22 protein-coding genes and 3 pseudogenes are annotated in these 15,733 nt (G+C 56.4%); 11 read left to right on the plus strand and 14 right to left on the minus strand.

What is annotated here, in order from left to right; translation table 11 throughout:
• The first annotated feature begins 555 nt into the window (after positions 1-555).
• Positions 556-906: a MerR family DNA-binding protein gene (locus ACSQ3H_RS20990; RefSeq protein ID WP_436119525.1), complete on the plus strand. Its 351-nt coding sequence runs from the start codon at positions 556-558 to the stop codon at positions 904-906.
• A 12-nt stretch (positions 907-918) separates the two neighbouring features.
• Here ACSQ3H_RS20990 and ACSQ3H_RS20995 read toward each other — a convergent pair whose 3' ends face one another.
• The 5 genes from ACSQ3H_RS20995 to ACSQ3H_RS21015 form a co-directional block, all read right to left on the minus strand.
• On the minus strand, positions 919-1,128 hold the full coding sequence (locus ACSQ3H_RS20995) for a hypothetical protein (protein ID WP_436118827.1): 210 nt from the start codon (positions 1,126-1,128) through the stop codon (positions 919-921).
• 147 nt (positions 1,129-1,275) lie between these two features.
• Positions 1,276-1,917, minus strand: coding sequence for an NrsF family protein (locus tag ACSQ3H_RS21000; protein ID WP_436118828.1), 642 nt, complete (start codon positions 1,915-1,917; stop codon positions 1,276-1,278).
• A gap of 9 nt (positions 1,918-1,926) precedes the next feature.
• Positions 1,927-2,460 (minus strand): sigma-70 family RNA polymerase sigma factor, encoded by a 534-nt coding sequence (locus ACSQ3H_RS21005; protein WP_436118829.1) that lies wholly within the window; start codon positions 2,458-2,460, stop codon positions 1,927-1,929.
• A gap of 103 nt (positions 2,461-2,563) precedes the next feature.
• On the minus strand, positions 2,564-2,998 hold the full coding sequence (locus ACSQ3H_RS21010) for an EF-hand domain-containing protein (protein ID WP_436118830.1): 435 nt from the start codon (positions 2,996-2,998) through the stop codon (positions 2,564-2,566).
• Positions 2,999-3,251: 253 nt separating this feature from the next.
• A complete protein-coding gene (locus ACSQ3H_RS21015) occupies positions 3,252-3,686 on the minus strand; it encodes a MerR family transcriptional regulator (protein WP_436118831.1) in 435 nt (144 codons plus the stop codon).
• A gap of 68 nt (positions 3,687-3,754) precedes the next feature.
• Between ACSQ3H_RS21015 and ACSQ3H_RS21020 the strand changes: the two genes are divergently transcribed.
• The 7 genes from ACSQ3H_RS21020 to ACSQ3H_RS21050 all read left to right on the plus strand — a co-directional run bounded on the left by ACSQ3H_RS21020 (position 3,755) and on the right by ACSQ3H_RS21050 (position 7,805).
• A complete protein-coding gene (locus ACSQ3H_RS21020; protein WP_436118832.1) occupies positions 3,755-4,186 on the plus strand; it encodes a mercuric transporter MerT family protein in 432 nt (143 codons plus the stop codon).
• Positions 4,183-4,422: a GDCCVxC domain-containing (seleno)protein gene (locus ACSQ3H_RS21025; protein WP_436118833.1), complete on the plus strand. Its 240-nt coding sequence runs from the start codon at positions 4,183-4,185 to the stop codon at positions 4,420-4,422. Before ACSQ3H_RS21020 ends, ACSQ3H_RS21025 begins: the two co-directional genes overlap by 4 nt.
• A gap of 216 nt (positions 4,423-4,638) precedes the next feature.
• Positions 4,639-4,962, plus strand: a complete 324-nt coding sequence (locus ACSQ3H_RS21030; protein WP_436118834.1) for a BufA1 family periplasmic bufferin-type metallophore — start codon at positions 4,639-4,641, stop codon at positions 4,960-4,962.
• Positions 4,963-4,992: 30 nt separating this feature from the next.
• Positions 4,993-5,919 carry an MNIO family bufferin maturase gene (bufB, locus tag ACSQ3H_RS21035; RefSeq protein ID WP_436118835.1) on the plus strand — a complete coding sequence of 309 codons (927 nt, stop codon included), beginning with the start codon at positions 4,993-4,995 and terminating at the stop codon, positions 5,917-5,919.
• Complete coding sequence (locus ACSQ3H_RS21040) at positions 5,906-6,706, plus strand: HvfC/BufC N-terminal domain-containing protein (protein ID WP_436118836.1); 801 nt, start codon at positions 5,906-5,908, stop codon at positions 6,704-6,706. Before bufB ends, ACSQ3H_RS21040 begins: the two co-directional genes overlap by 14 nt.
• 4 nt (positions 6,707-6,710) lie before the next feature.
• A complete protein-coding gene (locus tag ACSQ3H_RS21045) occupies positions 6,711-7,208 on the plus strand; it encodes a DoxX family protein (RefSeq protein ID WP_436118837.1) in 498 nt (165 codons plus the stop codon).
• A 90-nt stretch (positions 7,209-7,298) separates the two neighbouring features.
• Entirely contained in the window at positions 7,299-7,805 is a 507-nt protein-coding gene (locus tag ACSQ3H_RS21050) for an OsmC family protein (RefSeq protein WP_436118838.1), read from the plus strand.
• A gap of 153 nt (positions 7,806-7,958) precedes the next feature.
• On the opposite strand, the gene ACSQ3H_RS21055 is transcribed toward ACSQ3H_RS21050, so the two are convergent.
• Positions 7,959-8,903, minus strand: a complete 945-nt coding sequence (locus tag ACSQ3H_RS21055) for a ketopantoate reductase family protein (protein ID WP_436118839.1) — start codon at positions 8,901-8,903, stop codon at positions 7,959-7,961.
• A gap of 23 nt (positions 8,904-8,926) precedes the next feature.
• On the opposite strand from ACSQ3H_RS21055, the gene ACSQ3H_RS21060 reads away from it, so the two are divergent.
• Positions 8,927-9,256 (plus strand): hypothetical protein, encoded by a 330-nt coding sequence (locus ACSQ3H_RS21060; RefSeq protein WP_436118840.1) that lies wholly within the window; start codon positions 8,927-8,929, stop codon positions 9,254-9,256.
• Between the two features lie 100 nt (positions 9,257-9,356).
• On the opposite strand, the gene ACSQ3H_RS21065 is transcribed toward ACSQ3H_RS21060, so the two are convergent.
• From ACSQ3H_RS21065 to ACSQ3H_RS21095, 7 genes and pseudogenes are all read right to left on the minus strand, one after another.
• Positions 9,357-9,659, minus strand: coding sequence for a hypothetical protein (locus ACSQ3H_RS21065; RefSeq protein ID WP_436118841.1), 303 nt, complete (start codon positions 9,657-9,659; stop codon positions 9,357-9,359).
• A gap of 115 nt (positions 9,660-9,774) precedes the next feature.
• Positions 9,775-10,047: pseudogene (locus ACSQ3H_RS21070) on the minus strand (HlyD family type I secretion periplasmic adaptor subunit); the annotation flags it as partial.
• 756 nt (positions 10,048-10,803) lie between these two features.
• Positions 10,804-11,715 carry a nucleotidyl transferase AbiEii/AbiGii toxin family protein gene (locus ACSQ3H_RS21075; RefSeq protein ID WP_436118842.1) on the minus strand — a complete coding sequence of 304 codons (912 nt, stop codon included), beginning with the start codon at positions 11,713-11,715 and terminating at the stop codon, positions 10,804-10,806.
• On the minus strand, positions 11,712-12,326 hold the full coding sequence (locus ACSQ3H_RS21080) for a type IV toxin-antitoxin system AbiEi family antitoxin domain-containing protein (RefSeq protein ID WP_436118843.1): 615 nt from the start codon (positions 12,324-12,326) through the stop codon (positions 11,712-11,714). The genes ACSQ3H_RS21075 and ACSQ3H_RS21080 overlap by 4 nt, the downstream gene beginning before the upstream one ends.
• A 318-nt stretch (positions 12,327-12,644) precedes the next feature.
• Positions 12,645-12,823, minus strand: a pseudogene (locus ACSQ3H_RS21085) (cold-shock protein); the annotation flags it as partial.
• 250 nt (positions 12,824-13,073) lie between these two features.
• Positions 13,074-14,127 (minus strand): annotated as a pseudogene (locus tag ACSQ3H_RS21090) (glycosyltransferase family 2 protein).
• A 115-nt stretch (positions 14,128-14,242) separates the two neighbouring features.
• Positions 14,243-14,440 (minus strand): hypothetical protein, encoded by a 198-nt coding sequence (locus ACSQ3H_RS21095; RefSeq protein ID WP_436118844.1) that lies wholly within the window; start codon positions 14,438-14,440, stop codon positions 14,243-14,245.
• 144 nt (positions 14,441-14,584) lie between these two features.
• Between ACSQ3H_RS21095 and ACSQ3H_RS21100 the strand changes: the two genes are divergently transcribed.
• Positions 14,585-14,677, plus strand: a complete 93-nt coding sequence (locus tag ACSQ3H_RS21100) for an SWIM zinc finger family protein (RefSeq protein ID WP_436118845.1) — start codon at positions 14,585-14,587, stop codon at positions 14,675-14,677.
• A 127-nt stretch (positions 14,678-14,804) separates the two neighbouring features.
• Positions 14,805-14,990: a DUF3606 domain-containing protein gene (locus tag ACSQ3H_RS21105; protein WP_436118846.1), complete on the plus strand. Its 186-nt coding sequence runs from the start codon at positions 14,805-14,807 to the stop codon at positions 14,988-14,990.
• 249 nt (positions 14,991-15,239) lie between these two features.
• Here ACSQ3H_RS21105 and ACSQ3H_RS21110 read toward each other — a convergent pair whose 3' ends face one another.
• Positions 15,240-15,722 carry a hypothetical protein gene (locus tag ACSQ3H_RS21110; RefSeq protein WP_436118847.1) on the minus strand — a complete coding sequence of 161 codons (483 nt, stop codon included), beginning with the start codon at positions 15,720-15,722 and terminating at the stop codon, positions 15,240-15,242.
• Positions 15,723-15,733 lie beyond the last annotated feature (11 nt).

Genomic DNA, 15,733 nt, shown 5'->3' on the forward strand with positions numbered 1-15,733 from the left:
TCGGCTTGGTCGCCCCCGACTCCAGCTGGAGTGCGCGGCAGGACAACCTGGACTATGATCATAATAACAATCCAGATAGCCACCGCTATCATTGTACCTAAAGTTATTTGTCTAGTGGCCTTGCGTACTATTTGCCGGCGCGCACGTCTTCGGCCCCTGCCGCGGCGGGAGCTGAAGAGCACAACAGTTTTCCTGAACAACTTCTTCTTGCCTGACATTTCACCCTCTGAGCAACGACCTATCCATTTGGACTGTTGCTTGCGAAGAAGTGTGCCAATGTCGCGATCATTCCATGCGAACATCTCCAATTTGTTTGGTGGTGATCGGAACGGGAGCATCTACCGCACTGGCCAGACCTAAATACGTAATTATATCACGGGTGCGAGCAGTAGTGTGGGGATCGTTGGCCAATGAATCAGCTGTCCGAAGATTCACAGGAAGACGCCAAGGCAAGGGCAAGGGCAAGGGCAACGGCGTCGCCTCAGTTGAAAGGGATCCGATTTCAGGCGTTTCCGCAAGGACCATACGTATTATGAGAGCACCGGCCTGATCCCGATCGCAAACCGGACCGGGAACGGGTATCGCCCCTACACAGACAGAGATGTGCATACACTTCGGTCTATTCATCGCGCCCGAGATCTCGGCTTTTCGATTGAAGGTATCCGTCATCTTCTGGCTTTGTGGAGCGACACGAACCGGTCCAGCGCGGAAGTCCAAGCGCAGACATTGGAACATATCGATGCGCTTCAGCTCAAGATCGCCGAGCTGAAAACGATGAAACAGGCGCTTGAGCATCTCATCGCACACTGTCAGGGCGATGACCGGCCTGATTGCCCGATCGTCGATGATCTCGCACAGCACGGAGCGCAGCCTTCAAACGTGGATAGAAAGGCAAGCCTCCATTGAAGGGTGGATTTTTCACTTCCATCGCCAGCCGGATCGATGACCAGGGCTGATATCAAGAGGCAGGGTCAAAGCGACGGCCAGTGAGAGAAAGAACGGTGACCAGTACATGTACAGCATCATCAGCCGGTCATGGCCCGAAAGGTAACATGCGATCGAGAACAACAAGAACAGCGCGGCGAATGAAATCAGCCCCGTCACGATTCGTAATAAAAATGCCGGCATCGGAATGCCTCGTATGAAACGTAGATACTCCATTGTTCGGCGTGACGATAGCATATCGGAAACGGCACGACGTTCACGTTGTCTTTATCGATCATTTGTGCATTCGAAAAACGACAATAAAAACGCAATCGATGGCAAAATCGCTGATCACCACCTTAGGATATACCGCCCGGTGATTGCGCCGATCAGGCCGGAAACAAGAATGCCGAGCGTGTACCAAACGGCGATGAAGGGCATGGCGTTTTCTTCGCAATGGAACGAAAAGACAAAAGAAGCGATCGAGCCGGCAGCAAGCCCGGCCGCTGCGCCCGCCATAGTCAGCCGCGTGGGCGCGAGGCCGCGTAGCACCCAGAAAGCCCCGGCCAGCAGCGGCAGCGACAGTATAACGATGGTGACGGTGCAGGTGGTGACGGTGCGGCCCATCAGCATGGTGTAGTATTGCCTGGGCTCGGCAGTCGCCAGTTGCGCGAAGGCAAGGAAGCCGATCACCGCCAACGCCGCAGCCATCAATCCAAGATTGACGCCGATAGAACCGAGGGGATGGGCAATGCGCTTGACCGCCCATGCGCCGGTCGCGGCGAGGATCAACGTATAGGCGAACTTGATCCAGAGTGATGCGGTGAAGGTCGCGGCGGCAAAATCGGGCCTGAGGCCAAACCAGAAATACATAAGGAGCGCAGACACAACGAGGCTGACGCCGAGGCCTGTGCCGACGCGCTGGAGGACAGCCGTCTGCGACACTGGCTTCAGCTCGCTGGTCAGACGTGCGATCAGATCATTTGTCGTCATCTGCGGCATCTACTTTAGTCTCGCGGTAATTGCTCTTATTCCCCTGTGTATGCTCACCTTCACGGACGTTTCCGAAAGGCCGGTGCTTGCCGCTACCTCGGCGATGGATTGGCCCTCGATCTTCGTCCGGTAGATCAGGTCCCGTGATTTTTCCGGTACTGTTTGCAAGAGCCGCTCCACATCCATGCGATCCGCTGCTGCATCCGACTGATCTTGCGCAAACAGGTCTCCCACGTTGTCCAGCGGAACCGTTGCGCGCATGCGGTTGCGCCTGAAATGATCGATCAGCTTGTAGCGCGCAATCGCATGCAGCCAGGCGGTGAAGGGCCGGTCGATCTCATAGGTTGCGCGCCGCGTGTGCAATGCCATCAGCGTCTCCTGTACGAGATCGTCGGCATTGCCCTTGTGCGCGTCCGCAAGCCGGCGCAGGAAATAAAAGCGCAGGTGCTTGGCGACATTTTCCAGAAGAACGCCATAGCTGCGCGCATCACCCGCCAGACTTGCGAGCATCAATTCCTTCAATCGCGTTTCGACCGAATACACTCCGATTCAATCCTTATTCGTGCGGAGCGGGATAAAAGTTACAGTGAAATGGAAGTCCGCGGCAGGTCAATCCATCAATCGCGATCCCACCAATTTCGATTTCTTACTGCCGCATGAACGCCTGAGCCTCCTCGGGCGTCACTTTGCCGTCCTTATTGGCGTCTACCTTGTCGAAGATTCGCTTATGGATCGTTGTCACTTCTTCGAAGGAAAGCGCGCCGTCGCCATCGACATCGGCGATGGCGAACATGAACTTCATCATGTGCCCGCGCATGCCCATCCGGGGCATTCCGCCCATCATGCCGGACTGCATCATGTTCCGGCCCATCATACCAGATCGCATCATGCAGTATTGATCGGGCTGGGTACCCTGATCTTGCCCGGTCATATCCCCAGACTCAGACGGCGCAGTCTGCGGGGACATAGTGTCAGGATTCTGTGGATCAGTCGCGGTCGTTTGCGCAACGGCGGCACCGGTCATGCCGACGGCAACAATGGCGGCGAGTATGGTCGTGTGTCGCAATGTAGCAAATGCCATGGGACTCTCCCTCCTTGCCTTTGGGCCCATAGGAGCCCTGTTCGATTTGCTGACAGCCGTGTCCTTTCATTTGGCGTGGGACCACTTTGCCGTCTTTCACCAACATTTTAGCATAGGTAAGAAGCGATGCGGCGAATTTGCGCCAGATCAATTGTTCGAAGATCCAGTTCGCGGCTGCGTTGGTTCGCTTGATTGTTAGCACAGCTGGGGATATTCAAGGTGGCAGTCTGCCTTACGACAAGCTTTCCAGTCGTCAGATGATTTTCGAAATTCTGGGATTGACTGACTTGGAACCATCTTTGAGCATATCGAGAACGGGACAAATGGGCGTCTCGGCCCCGGAACATTGATCAACCGTCTGTGCGAGGATGCGTTCCAGCTTTTGGAGATCGGAGATTTTGGCCCGAACATCATCGAGATGGGTCATCGTCAACGTCCGAACGTCCGTGCACGACCCGTTGCCCGGCTCTGCCAAGGTGAGAAGGGCCTTGATGTCCTCAATCCCAAAGCCAAGTTCCCGCCCCCGCCGGATAAATGACAGCCGTCGCGCATGCTCGGAACCATAGCTCCGATAGCCGCCAGCGGTCCGGGCAGGTTCGGGCATCAAGCCGATGCGCTCATAATAACGCACCGTTTCAAGATGGACCCCCGTTGCTTCCGCCAGTTTGCCAATCGTCAAGCCACGCATGTTTTTTTCTCTTGAGCCTGTAGTGGCTACAGGGTTCAGGATACACCCATCTTGCAAGGAAAACAGCCATGACCGCTCACGAGCCGATTACCACACAGCCAATGGCGGACGCTCCGTCCCCCGTCATGCGGGTAGGAGGAGGCGTACTCACCGTTCTAGGGGGTGTCTCCGGTCTTGGAGCCATCGCGGCCTCGTCCTGTTGCGTCATTCCGCTGACACTTTCCTCCCTCGGTGCTGGTGCGGGTGTATTCGGAACCATTGCAGCTCTAGCCCCATGGCGGCTCCCTCTTCTCGTGGCGAGCACCGTTGGAATAGCCGCCGGCTGGTTCACGTGGTGGCGCAAGCACCGCACTGCCTGTGGTCCCGAAGCGGCATGCGCAGCGCAGCCCCGATCGCAAGCATCCTTCGTACTGCTGCTTCTGGCTTCCCTGATTGCCCTGACGGCGATCGGCTGGAACTACCTCGAACCTTCCTTGCTCAAGCTGGTGCAATCCGCATGACGCAGTTCATTTCGATCCTCACGTGTCCCCGTTGCGGATATCGAACCGCCGAGACCATGCCAACCGATGCCTGTCAATACTTCTATGAGTGCACGGGCTGCGGAACGCTGCTCAAACCAAAAGAGGGCGATTGCTGCGTCTTCTGCTCCTATGGCGATGTGCCGTGCCCACCGATCCAAAAGGTACGTGCGGAAGGGCAAGCGGAATCCTGCGCTGGTGAGGCTTGCCATGCCTGACGAAGGTGACTGCATGCACACGCATGTCCTGACAGGCGTGGGATCGCAGCAATTGGGAAAATATCGGTTCCGACACACCCGCATCTCGTGTAGCGACGGCGCAATGCTGATTCACGAAGTTGTGAACCTGCAACTCGTAACCTTCTTCCACTCCCGACCGAATTGCCCTGTGTGCGCATGATGAACCGGCGCACGTAACCAAGGGAGACGATAGCCATGTCAACGCGATCAACCATTAGCGCAGCTGCATTGGCGAGCGCTGTATCATTCGCGCTTTCCTCATTTGCAATGGCCGCACCGCTGACCCCGGAACAGGTAAAGGCGGCGATGGATGCGGGCAAGGAGAAATGCTTCGGAGTGGCTCTTAAGGGCCAGAACGATTGTGCCGCAGGCCCCGGCACAACCTGCCAAGGTACTTCCACCATCGACTATCAGGGCAATTCCTGGAAATTCGTCGATGGCGGCACCTGCGCCACTATGCAGCTGCCTGGCGACAAGAAGGGTTCTCCCGAGGCGCTGACCCGCGACGTTCCATCGTAACAGGTAAAACACCGGAAAGTGGAGGCGGAGATGAGCACCTTGGCAGCACGGCCGGAACCTCGCGTGTCACAAGCCGTCCACTTTCCGGAACATGCCATTGCGGCCCGTGTGGGTACCAGCTTCAAGCACGAGCATTTGGCGGCAATCCTCAATGACAATTCGTATGCGGGCTTCTTTGAAGTCCACGCAGAAAATTATATGGGTTCCGGCGGTCCGCCGCATCATGCACTTGCCCGTATCCGGAGCGACTACCCTGTCTCGCTTCACGGCGTGTGCATGTCGATTGGCGGGCCGCAGCCCCTGGACAAGTCGCATCTCGGACGGTTCAAGGGGTTGATCGAACGCTACGAGCCAGCACTCGTATCGGAACATCTCGCCTGGTCGACGCACGACACGACCTACTTCAACGATCTGCTGCCACTGCCCTATACCGAAGCCACCCTTACACGCGTTGCCGATCATCTCGACGAGGTGCAGGAGGTCATCGGCCGCCCGATACTTCTCGAAAACCCATCAACCTACCTGGTCTTTAAAGAGTCGACGATGAGCGAGACTGATTTCATCAGGGCTCTTGTGGGGCGCACAGGCTGCGGTCTGCTGCTCGACGTCAACAACGTCTTTGTTTCGGCCGCCAATCTCGGTTTTTCCGCACTGGATTATCTGGCCGACTATCCCCTCGAACATGTCGGCGAAATTCACCTGGCGGGACATGCCGAACAGCAGGACGATGAGGGGGCTCTCCTTCTCATCGACAGCCACGATGGACCGGTTGCCGACGCCGTCTGGAAACTCTTCGACATCGTGATCAGCCGATGCGGCCCTATTCCAAGCCTTGTCGAATGGGACAGTACCATCCCCGCGTGGTCTGTCCTCAAGGCGGAGGCGCTCGCGGCACAAGTCATTCTTGATCGCCACGCTCAGAATTTCATGCCTGGAACAGTCCATGGCGCGGCTTGATTTTTCCATTCCAGACTTAAGCGGCGTACCCTCCTATGCGGCGGCTTTTGCCTTGGCTCTGCTTGATCCTGACCATGCAACGCCCTTCCAGGTTTCCGGACCCAACGGCAAACTCGCGGACAAACGCTACAATGTCTATCGCAACAACGTTACGGTCAGCCTCATCGAAGCGCTGGCAGCGACATTTCCGGCAACGCGGCGCATAACGGGCGAGGACTTTTTTCGGGCAATGGCGCGCTCTCATATTCGTGCCAGCCCGCCGACCTCACCGCTGCTGTTCGAGTATGGCCGCGACTTCCCCGCATTTATCGAACGATACGAATATGCGCGGCCAATGCCCTGGCTGGCGGACGTCGCGCGCATCGAACGCGCTTGGCTTGATGCCTACCATGCGGCCGACGTCCCGCCCCTTTCACCGCAGGACTTGGCATCGATTCCGCCTGAGCGGCTTGGGGGGATCGTTCTTGCGCCGCATCCGGCAACGCGGATTGTCTTTTCACCTTACCCGGCGGTCAGTATTTTTGTAGCAAACCGCAGCAGCGGTCCGGTCGGGCCCATCGAAGCCACCGGACCCGAGAGCGCCCTGGTGACTCGGCCCGCGCTCGACGTCACGGTTCGGACCCTGCCGCCTGGCGGCTTCGCTTTCCTGGATTGGCTGATCAAGGGGGAAACGTTTGGTACGGCTGTTGCGGCAGGTATGGCAGCATCACCGGAATTCGATCTGTCCGCCAATATCGTTGGAATGCTTGAGGCCGGGGCATTTACCGCGATCCACCAAGGAGATTGAGGGAATGACCGTTCATAAGGACATTGGCAACGCAGGCCCGAGTGGACTGCGCGGATTGTTTGAGCGGGCCAACCGCCTCATTGCCGGGGTTGCCCCGCCTTCCTTGACTCAGCTTGTACTGCGCATCGGACTTGCGGTGCCATTCTGGAGGTCGGGCATCAACAAGTGGGACGGCTTTCTGCAGTTGAACGATGTCGCGGTGCTGCTGTTCAACTCGGAGTTCAAGTTGCATTTGCCGGGCGGCCCATACCCATTTCCTGCACCGGGCATTTTTGCTTTTGCGGCCGCTTCCGCAGAGATTGTTCTGCCGCTGCTGCTCGTTGTCGGCCTCGCGACACGGTTTGCCGCCCTCGGATTGCTGCTGATGACGCTTATCGTTCAACTCACCGTTCCCGAAGGCTGGCCACTTCATGTGACATGGGCGGCAATGGCGCTCGGAATTATGGCCTGGGGACCGGGACGGTTTTCACTTGATAATTTGCTGACGCGGAGCAACCCTTGAGAGAAACAAACTGTCTCGCCACGATCCAGGCGCGACGACTTCGTCAATAGCCTTAAAAGAACAGCGCCAGACAAAAGGAGGCGAACCACTATGGATGCTGCTGGACTGCGCGCCATTCAGGCGCCGCTCAAGGAGCGTTACAAAACCAATCCGAAGGACGCATACATCACGTTGAAGGCGTACGGCACGCTCGATGATCAAAACATCGCCTGCAAAGTGGAGACTGGACGCCTTCTCGCCGTTGCGGGCCTGCACCCGGCGACGGGGGGAACCGGCCTGGAACTGTGCTCCGGTGACATGCTGCTCGAAGCACTCGTCGCCTGCGCCGGCGTGACCATGAAAGCGGTGGCGACCGCACTGGAGATCCCACTTAAATCCGGTGTCGTGTCCGCGGAGGGTGACCTCGATTTCCGCGGTACCCTCGGTGCCAGGGATGCGCCTGTCGGCTTCGCGCAGATCCGCCTAACCTTCGCTGTCGAAACAGAGGCACCCCAAGACAAACTCGACCAACTCCTCAAGCTTACCGAACGCTACTGCGTGGTGTACCAGACCATTCGCAGCGGCTCGCCCGTAGAGGCGAGCCTGCAGCGTTCGTGATGGTCCAATCATGTTGACGGCGCTTGCCTGGCCCAGGTCTGGAGCCAGCGTCGAATATCGCCCTAGGTCAGAGTTACCCTCAAAGCTGCCGATTGTCGCAATCCGCGGAGCGCCGCTATGAAACATGGGCGAAATCGCTCACATCTGTCCGAACTAAGTACCCGACGCACTCACCGCGCCTGTGTTCCCGGATGCGTAGATGCTCAGGATGCTGGCGACCGCCCGGTTCATGGGTGTCGGTATGCCCAGTTCCTCTCCCAAGGCGGCGACTCCGCCACTCAGCCACGGCAACTCCATCCGCTTGCCGCGATCAAGATCATGGTGCATCGACGATGTCATCGAAGCCGGAAGTGTATCGCAAAAGGCGAGCCGGTCCTCGGCAAAGTCCGGAGCAAGGGGAACACCCTTTGCCCGGCCGACGGCAACCGTTTCATTCATAATGTCGAACAAGAGGGCACGGGCAGCGGGATTTTCCCGGATTGGTCCAATGGTTTGGCGGATAGCCGACGTTGTTGCCGACAGTCCGACGAGAAAGACGTATTTCTCCCAGATCAGCCGTTCAATCTCGCTGCTGACGTCGGCGTCGATGCCGCCTGCGATGCAGGCTTGATAGAAGGCTTCGACCCGGGCGGAGCGGGTTCCATCGTATTCGCCGAAAATAATGCGTTGCATTGTTCCGTCGTGCCGGATGGTTCCCGGCTCACCGATCACGGCTGCGATATAGCAGAGTCCGCCGATGACCGCCCCGGGTGGCAAGTGCCCGCGCAAGACCTCGTCCTTATGGACGCCGTTCTGCAAGGAGAGGACCGCCGCGCCGTGTTCGGCCAATGGCTTGAGGGTGGCGGCGGCTAGTTCCGTGTCCCATAACTTCACGCCGACGATGACAAGGTCGACCTCACCGACTTTGGCGATGTCGTCAACCGCTTTGACGTCCGGCAGATGGACATCACCACGTTGGCTGATTACACGCAGCCCGTCCCTTTGAATGGCTGCAAGATGGGCGCCGCGCGCGACGAAGGTCACATCGGAACCGCCAGCCGCGAGTCGTGCCCCAAAATAACCGCCGACGGCTCCTGCTCCTAGAATCGCAATACGCATGATCGTGCCTCCAAGAAATGAGAATGGGGTCAAATATCGAGAATGCTACACCCGCTCACTGCTTAGCCGTACAAACGAGTTTATACGGTTTGAACGAATATTTCCGAGGAATTCGTTTCAATGATGTGGCTTGTGTTCGACCTTTGCTGATCGTCTCCCAAATCGGCGTTGTACAATGTTACCAGACAGCAGCAACTGTTCATTTGAAAATGCCGATAATAGCAGTTTTTGACTTGTACCTAGATATCCGCAATCAACCATTTGACCTCGACACCTGCAGCGTCCCGGTGGACATCAAGCTTTATCGTGGCGGCCATATGTTCTATGCGCGGCCAAGTACCGGCGTGACCTGACCGCGGATGTGGAGAACTGGATTAGCTCGGCTTCAACAATTCAGCGTTGAGCACGGCGCGTAGTGGCCGCCCGATATCGCGGCGCGGCGTTGCGGCAGATTTAGTCTGACATTCGGTAGAAATGATACGCCGACATCAATACCGATGGATTATGCAGCGCCGTGCCCTCAGTATCCGTGAAAAATAGCGGTAAATGCCCCGGCAGAACCATCACCCAGCCAACTGTGTCATCGGGCCTGCCGCCATCACGGATCAGGACGTTGATTTCCTTGTGGGCCTTGATCGCGGCGATGGTCTTGTCAACATCGCGCCCCCAATAGACCGGGTCGTTCACGTCTTCGCTATAGACGATGACTGTGTAATCTTTCACGGCGTCTGTGATCATCTCTCGCAGAATTCTCATTGCTCGGCTCTGTTGCGGTGGCTTCGGGATGGAATTTGGAATTTTGAATGTCATCATCTGTACGGCCAGCTGCGACGATGGAAGGGGCGCCTCGCGGCGAAACTTGCGACCACCGTCACCGCTCCTGCATGGCTTGCGACGAAATCTCCGCAAGCGGCGAAAACAGATATTCTAAGATCCGCCGCTTACCGGTTTTGACTTCTACCGTCACAGACATTCCCGGCGACAGGAGCATTTTCCTGCCGTCGACCTCGATGGTGGTGGTGTCAGGTTTGATTGTCACCGGGAACACGAGGTTTTGCATGCGTTGTACGTTGCCGGTGGGGATGATGCTCTGTAGTTCTTTCGCTGCCACGCCCTCCAGCTGCTGTGCATCAGGTTCGGGTAGCCTTCACGAACACCATCACACGCATCGTCTGTCTCCTTGTTAGAGCCGGCCTCATCGGCCTGGCATCGGAACGACGAACGGGGTTTGCGGAAATCGACATCGTCCTGCAAATTTTTTCGACGGTTGAGGCGCAAGACACCATGGCCGCTTCCAGGTCAGGGATCGCGATGGCGCGATGACCGAGATCGGGCGCTTAGTACCCGCCTATTTGCACGCCATTCTCCGCTACAGCCCTCTCACTCTCTGAAACTGCTTTACACCGTCCGAGGATCGAACACAGATCGGATTTGTGAATTCGAGAAAGGGACTGACGCCGGTCAGCCGGAGTCAGGAGTAGACGGAACGGGCAAGAGACCGGCAGCGAAAGGGGCCGCCGAAACTACGCTATTGCCGCCGTTTCCCCTACTCCCACTCGATTGTTTAAATAACATATAACGCATTGAAATCACTTGCAAATTTATTCTGGCAGCGAGCAAACTCCGACGCCTGCACCGTCAAAAAGTTACGCTATTGAATTTAAAGGGAAAATCGCCGTGAAAATTTTTTTGAGGTTTCGCTAACTATCGGGACCAATTGGACGATTTTTACACCTCTCGGCGTCCGGCGACGCACCCGAATCTGCCTCTAAAAGTACCGTCATCAAACCATATCGCGCTTGGAAAACCGATGCCATCGGGGCCTCGGCACCGGCTGCATTGATAGTTGCGCATAGACTGTCGTAGTTGCACGTAGAGTTCTAAGCGCAACCTTGAAATGCTATCCGTCGAACCAGGGACCGCCTGCCGCCCAACGCGCATTGAACGGTGCAGCCTCAGTCGTTGCGATCGTGGGCGGCATAACAAGTTCGGCAATACGCGCCTGGATTTCCGGAAGTGGTTCCGGTGCAAGGGCGATCTCGGTCCGCCTCAGAAACGCCGCCCACTGGACTTGCTTTTCGTCGGCGAAGCCCGCCGTCAGCGCCAGTGGCGTCTCGGTGGGAAGCGGCGTCTCGCGGCGCTCGAAGGTCGTCTGGATCGCCCGCGCCAGAACCTCTCCTTCAAAGGCGAAGGCGCCCGCGATGGCCCAGAGATCGAAAAAATCCTTCATTCGCGAATTGAGCATGTCGAGCGCCACCATGGCTTGGAACTTCTCCGCCACAACAGTTTCGGGTGGATAGGCCATGAGGTGCGGCGCTGGCTGTCCCAGAAGTGCAGGATATTCGATGTCTACCGGCTCCGGTGTAATCACATCGCCGTATCCAATGTCGACATGCATGGGCAGGCGCGCGCCAGCGAGTTCGGCCACGAAGTCCAACCGCACGCCAGCATATTCGTCTTCCTCGCGTGCCAGGGCGGCACGCAGCGTCTCAGGCCGGAAGATTACTCCATCATCTTCAACCTGGGTGGCAAGGATTTCGACAAATATGGCGGCGATTACAGCAGGAGCGTTCTCTCCAAAACCGAGGAGATCAAGGTCGCCGGTAGCACGGTAGGGCACAGGCGCCCACAGGCTGAACAGCATCGCGCCCTTTAGGACGAAACGATCCCGGTACGGCGAAACACTCAGACGATAGAGCACACGCTCGATGGCATAACGCGTCATCAGCAGCTGGGCGTTTTCACGACGTTCGCGAGCACGCTGAGTCAGCCGATCGCGTACAGAGACGCCCATATTCTTCGGCGCCTTCATGAAACCATGGCCTCGATGTAGGGACGCATCACGGTCTGGACGCGATCGATCTCAGCGTAGCGCCAAAGCTCGTTCAGCCCTGCCCGCCCCTTTCGCGATTTGACGAGGTCCCGCAGTGCTTCGATCGCAACATCGAGGCCGATTTTGTTGCGGTGCTTGAAGCAGTCGGCGATGGTCTTTGCTGGCGATGTGATCGGAACAGGCACGCCGTCGATCTGATGAGTCTCTATGCCGGCCGTCAGCGCCTCACCGCTGGCGCGGACGATCTTCAGCGAGACCGACGGATTGGTCGGCGCCCAGTCCTTTGGCCCGAGCAGCATCCACACGGCATGCGGCGTCTGGGTCGTGAGGTTGTGGAATTGCAGCGCCGACAGCAGGCCGATGACCCCTTTTGGCTGTATACGTGCGGCTTCAGCCAGGCTGGTGGCACTGGCGACCTCAGCGTGCGCCAGTTTATAGAGGCCACGACCGACCTGCTGGAGAACTCCCTCGTCGCGCAGCCTTTGCAGATAAACACGCGGCACGCCGGCAGCATCGAAATCACGACCCCGTGCGATTCCTTGTCGACGTGCGACCTCCAGGGCGCGATCTCGGTGGGTTTGGATAGCCATAATACTTGTTATAAACCCTAGGTCTTAATTTGCAATATATATGGTTTTATAACATTTGCTTTCGTTGGAAACAATCGGACTTGGCCATGGCTGGCGCGTCGCCGTTACATCTCGGACACAGAGAACGATATGATCGAGAGCGCACACTTGCATGACAGAAACACTACGGCTCCTCATCTTTCAAAGCTAGTCTTTAGATTCTTCCGGCGACAATCGTCACATTAAGTCCATTTCCTGATCAGCCGTCAGGCCGGGTCCCGAAGCCGCTTGAAAAAGGCCAGAGCGTTTCAGAGCGCGCTTAACTGGTCCGCGGACGTTTTTACCCGAACGCTTGTTCTGCACCAGCTCGTACTGATCTTCTGACCGTCATTGAGGCCACGCAGCCCAGCCCGCTCCACGGCTGAGATATGGACGAAAACGTCCGTACCGCCATCGTCTGGCTGGATAAAACCAAAACCTTTAGTCGAGTTGAACCACTTAACAGTGCCAGTAGCCATGTGAACCGTCCCTATCGCAACGCCCTAAGTATCGCACCGATAGCGCGATAAGCCCACCTTCACAATGCAATCGTACAACGTCGTTGAAACCATCGGAATCGGACGTTTTGTACAATTCGATTCCCATCAATAAACCTTCTTTTGAAAATGCCGATAATGCCACTTTTTGATTTGCGCCTAAAAGTCCGCAATCGCCTTGTCGACTTCCATAAGCCATTTCAGGCACCAACACACTGTTCAATTGGAGCATCTAGTCCATTGCATGACGGATGATCTTTGACATTCGTGATAAGAAACGATGCCACCAGCTTCCATAACAAGACCGTTTTCGCCATCTTCCGCGGCAGGACTCCGATGGATAGGAACCACGCCGCAAGGACAGCGCGACGGCGCAAGGATGCGTTCATTTCCAGACTGGCGGCCACGCCTGCGACGGCCAAAGCCAGCTTGGAATCGTCGGCCACGGGACGCTGGCGCTCGTCCACGCACAGAGACGCAAGGCGCTCTTCCAGATGAACTGGATCGCGCAGATTGGCATCCGGCGGCACCGTCAGACCGATCTCCGCCGCTTGGTCCGACAGGGCTTCCAGGCGACGGAAATCATGCTGTACCCGCCAGCGTGCGCGTTGGCCAAATTTCTCTGCAAAGACCGAATGATTGCTCCCATGGATTCGGTAAGCTCCGAGGCAGGTCTCTATCGACGTCACTTTCCCATAGAGAGGTGCCAGCGTAACCAGATATCCGTCGGCCCCTTGCCGGAAGTCCGGTTCAGGGATCGGCATAATCATTTCCAGCGCCGACCGATCAAAGGCTAGACCGCTTGTAACCTGGGTTTGATAACGCCCCTTACGCAAGAGTTTCGGAACAACATCACCAGAGTCGAACGGCAGTTCGGGCGGAGGAAAGATATCCTTGATCTGTTGTTGTTCATCAACGACATGCAGTCTGAATTGCATCTGGGCGATTGTCTCTTCCCATTCACTGACGGCCTCGGATACCGCATTCGGATAAAGATAATCGTCTGCGTCGAGGAAAAGAACGATCTTTCCGGAGCACGCCGCGAATCCGGTGTTGAATGCCGCCGCATGCCCGCCATTTCGTTCTCTCAGGCACGGGCGCACCCTGCCGCCATATGATTCGATGATCTCCACAGAATCGTCGGTCGATTCATCATCGACAATGACGACCTCGACGTCTCCATAATCCTGCTCCAGTGCGCTATCGATGCATGGGCGCAGAAAGCGTGCATAATTGTAGTTGGAAATGATGATCGATACCGGGATGCGGTCAACGGCGGAATACATCGCATTGAGCCTCAGCATTTTGTTTCGGTCGTGGCGAACTGCAATTCAGGCTTACTGAATCAAGCTGATCAAGGCGTGGAAAGCCCCTGGTCAGGAGTCTGCACCTGGTTGTGTCCTAGTTATGACAAGGGACGAAAGAGTTCCTTGCGACTTCACGCACAAGCCAACTGGCCTGCTGCTTCACTACTTCACCACGAGGAACGTTGTGCTCCTCTTCTGGCTCGATCCTTAACTCGGGCAGATCACCCGGACAGCGGTATTTCAACAGATCGGCGCCGAATGCCATCATCCCACGAGCAAGATCGAGGTTCATGTAAACACCGACGGTGGCTAGATGTAGAGGAAGCTATTCAGGCGCTCGCGAAGAATTTAGGTGCGCTTGAGCAAAGGGAGGTAGACGATACGGCATTGCGATGAGCCAATAAAAACAAGAAAAGGCAATGGCTAAAAACGGAGCTTGGATTCTTCAAATAATTGCTTTTGCGATTGTCCTTTTTGTACTTTTCTTTGCGAGCATTTACTTTCTGCCCTCATAATATGGCTGCGGTAGGCCGGATTCGAAACCTGCGACCTCCAGCTTATGAGGCTGGCGAGCTACCGGGCTGCTCCACTCCGACATGGAACGAAAATGAGCGAGTACTGTTTTGCTGGTTAGACAGCAACTGGAGTGTGCTCAAATGGCAGACGACAAATCAAAACAGGATAATCGGGATCGCTCGAAAGTCTCGTCCAGTGAGGACTATGAGGTCGAATACCTCATGACGAAATATGACCTGAGCAAAAACCGTGCCCTTGAGCTGATCGCAAAACATGGCGGCAGCCGTAAGAATATCGAAAGGGAACTGGACGCGATTAACATCTAGAATCTGGTGAATAGGTTTCCATGGCGGGAAGCCGTGAACCTCTTCCCACGCACTCGGCGAGTATGCCCTGTCCCTAGGTCCGCCAGTCAGCTGCAGTCACCTGATGCGGGTATACGCTGATTTTAGTCCTAGAATAAAGGATCATTTACTACCATTCTGGGGATAATTACCCACTGCAATTCTGGCTAGCGAAACCATTGCTCCGCCCCGCCAACCGCGTCGAGGTTCCACGAAAGCTCACTGACCATGCTATGGAAGCTTGTAGTCTCCTTCGAGCAAATCCCATGCGGCGGTGTCGCCCACCCAAGTTATCTTAAACGTGCCGTTACCGCTGATGCCCTTGTATTTTTGGGTGCCTCCCACAAACGTCCACTCACCATTGAACGTAGGCGGTGCTCCACCGGTCACCTTGTACTGGGCAAATACCTGCGAGCCGTCGCCAGCCGTAAACGTCTTGTAACCCCCGCTCACCATGCCGCCCGAGTCATTGAGGTCGACGACCTGGTAGCGCGCATTCTCCAGGAAGGGTTTGTCCCCTTCGCTGAATACAACGCCATCAAATTCGGTCAACATGAGCTGATGGTCGCTTTGGTCAGCTACCTTGACCGTCGGTTGATTGGTAACAATAAGCACCGCTCTACCTTTCCAGTGCCCGCTCTCTTCGGCGAGGGCCGAAGCGGTCCATGCAGCGACCGACATCGCCGACAAAACCACTGCAATAAGCTTGAACATCTCGTCCTCCC

Source organism: Phyllobacterium sp. LjRoot231, from assembly GCF_964253365.1.
Classification (GTDB): domain Bacteria; phylum Pseudomonadota; class Alphaproteobacteria; order Rhizobiales; family Rhizobiaceae; genus Phyllobacterium.

What these genes read in the sequence shown, in the direction of transcription:
- bufB (WP_436118835.1), top strand. Translation starts at nt 4,993, where the DNA reads ATGAGCACCTTGGCAGCACGGCCGGAACCTCGCGTGTCACAAGCCGTC.
- ACSQ3H_RS21060 (WP_436118840.1), top strand. Translation starts at nt 8,927, where the DNA reads ATGGGGTCAAATATCGAGAATGCTACACCCGCTCACTGCTTAGCCGTA.
- ACSQ3H_RS21095 (WP_436118844.1), bottom strand. Translation starts at nt 14,440, where the DNA reads ATGAACCTCGATCTTGCTCGTGGGATGATGGCATTCGGCGCCGATCTG.
- ACSQ3H_RS21105 (WP_436118846.1), top strand. Translation starts at nt 14,805, where the DNA reads ATGGCAGACGACAAATCAAAACAGGATAATCGGGATCGCTCGAAAGTC.
- ACSQ3H_RS20995 (WP_436118827.1), bottom strand. Translation starts at nt 1,128, where the DNA reads ATGCCGGCATTTTTATTACGAATCGTGACGGGGCTGATTTCATTCGCC.
- ACSQ3H_RS21010 (WP_436118830.1), bottom strand. Translation starts at nt 2,998, where the DNA reads ATGGCATTTGCTACATTGCGACACACGACCATACTCGCCGCCATTGTT.
- ACSQ3H_RS21080 (WP_436118843.1), bottom strand. Translation starts at nt 12,326, where the DNA reads ATGGCTATCCAAACCCACCGAGATCGCGCCCTGGAGGTCGCACGTCGA.
- ACSQ3H_RS21075 (WP_436118842.1), bottom strand. Translation starts at nt 11,715, where the DNA reads ATGAAGGCGCCGAAGAATATGGGCGTCTCTGTACGCGATCGGCTGACT.
- ACSQ3H_RS21030 (WP_436118834.1), top strand. Translation starts at nt 4,639, where the DNA reads ATGTCAACGCGATCAACCATTAGCGCAGCTGCATTGGCGAGCGCTGTA.
- ACSQ3H_RS21040 (WP_436118836.1), top strand. Translation starts at nt 5,906, where the DNA reads ATGGCGCGGCTTGATTTTTCCATTCCAGACTTAAGCGGCGTACCCTCC.
- ACSQ3H_RS21020 (WP_436118832.1), top strand. Translation starts at nt 3,755, where the DNA reads ATGACCGCTCACGAGCCGATTACCACACAGCCAATGGCGGACGCTCCG.
- ACSQ3H_RS21065 (WP_436118841.1), bottom strand. Translation starts at nt 9,659, where the DNA reads ATGAGAATTCTGCGAGAGATGATCACAGACGCCGTGAAAGATTACACA.
- ACSQ3H_RS21110 (WP_436118847.1), bottom strand. Translation starts at nt 15,722, where the DNA reads ATGTTCAAGCTTATTGCAGTGGTTTTGTCGGCGATGTCGGTCGCTGCA.
- ACSQ3H_RS21000 (WP_436118828.1), bottom strand. Translation starts at nt 1,917, where the DNA reads ATGACGACAAATGATCTGATCGCACGTCTGACCAGCGAGCTGAAGCCA.
- ACSQ3H_RS21015 (WP_436118831.1), bottom strand. Translation starts at nt 3,686, where the DNA reads ATGCGTGGCTTGACGATTGGCAAACTGGCGGAAGCAACGGGGGTCCAT.
- ACSQ3H_RS21055 (WP_436118839.1), bottom strand. Translation starts at nt 8,903, where the DNA reads ATGCGTATTGCGATTCTAGGAGCAGGAGCCGTCGGCGGTTATTTTGGG.
- ACSQ3H_RS21025 (WP_436118833.1), top strand. Translation starts at nt 4,183, where the DNA reads ATGACGCAGTTCATTTCGATCCTCACGTGTCCCCGTTGCGGATATCGA.
- ACSQ3H_RS21045 (WP_436118837.1), top strand. Translation starts at nt 6,711, where the DNA reads ATGACCGTTCATAAGGACATTGGCAACGCAGGCCCGAGTGGACTGCGC.
- ACSQ3H_RS21050 (WP_436118838.1), top strand. Translation starts at nt 7,299, where the DNA reads ATGGATGCTGCTGGACTGCGCGCCATTCAGGCGCCGCTCAAGGAGCGT.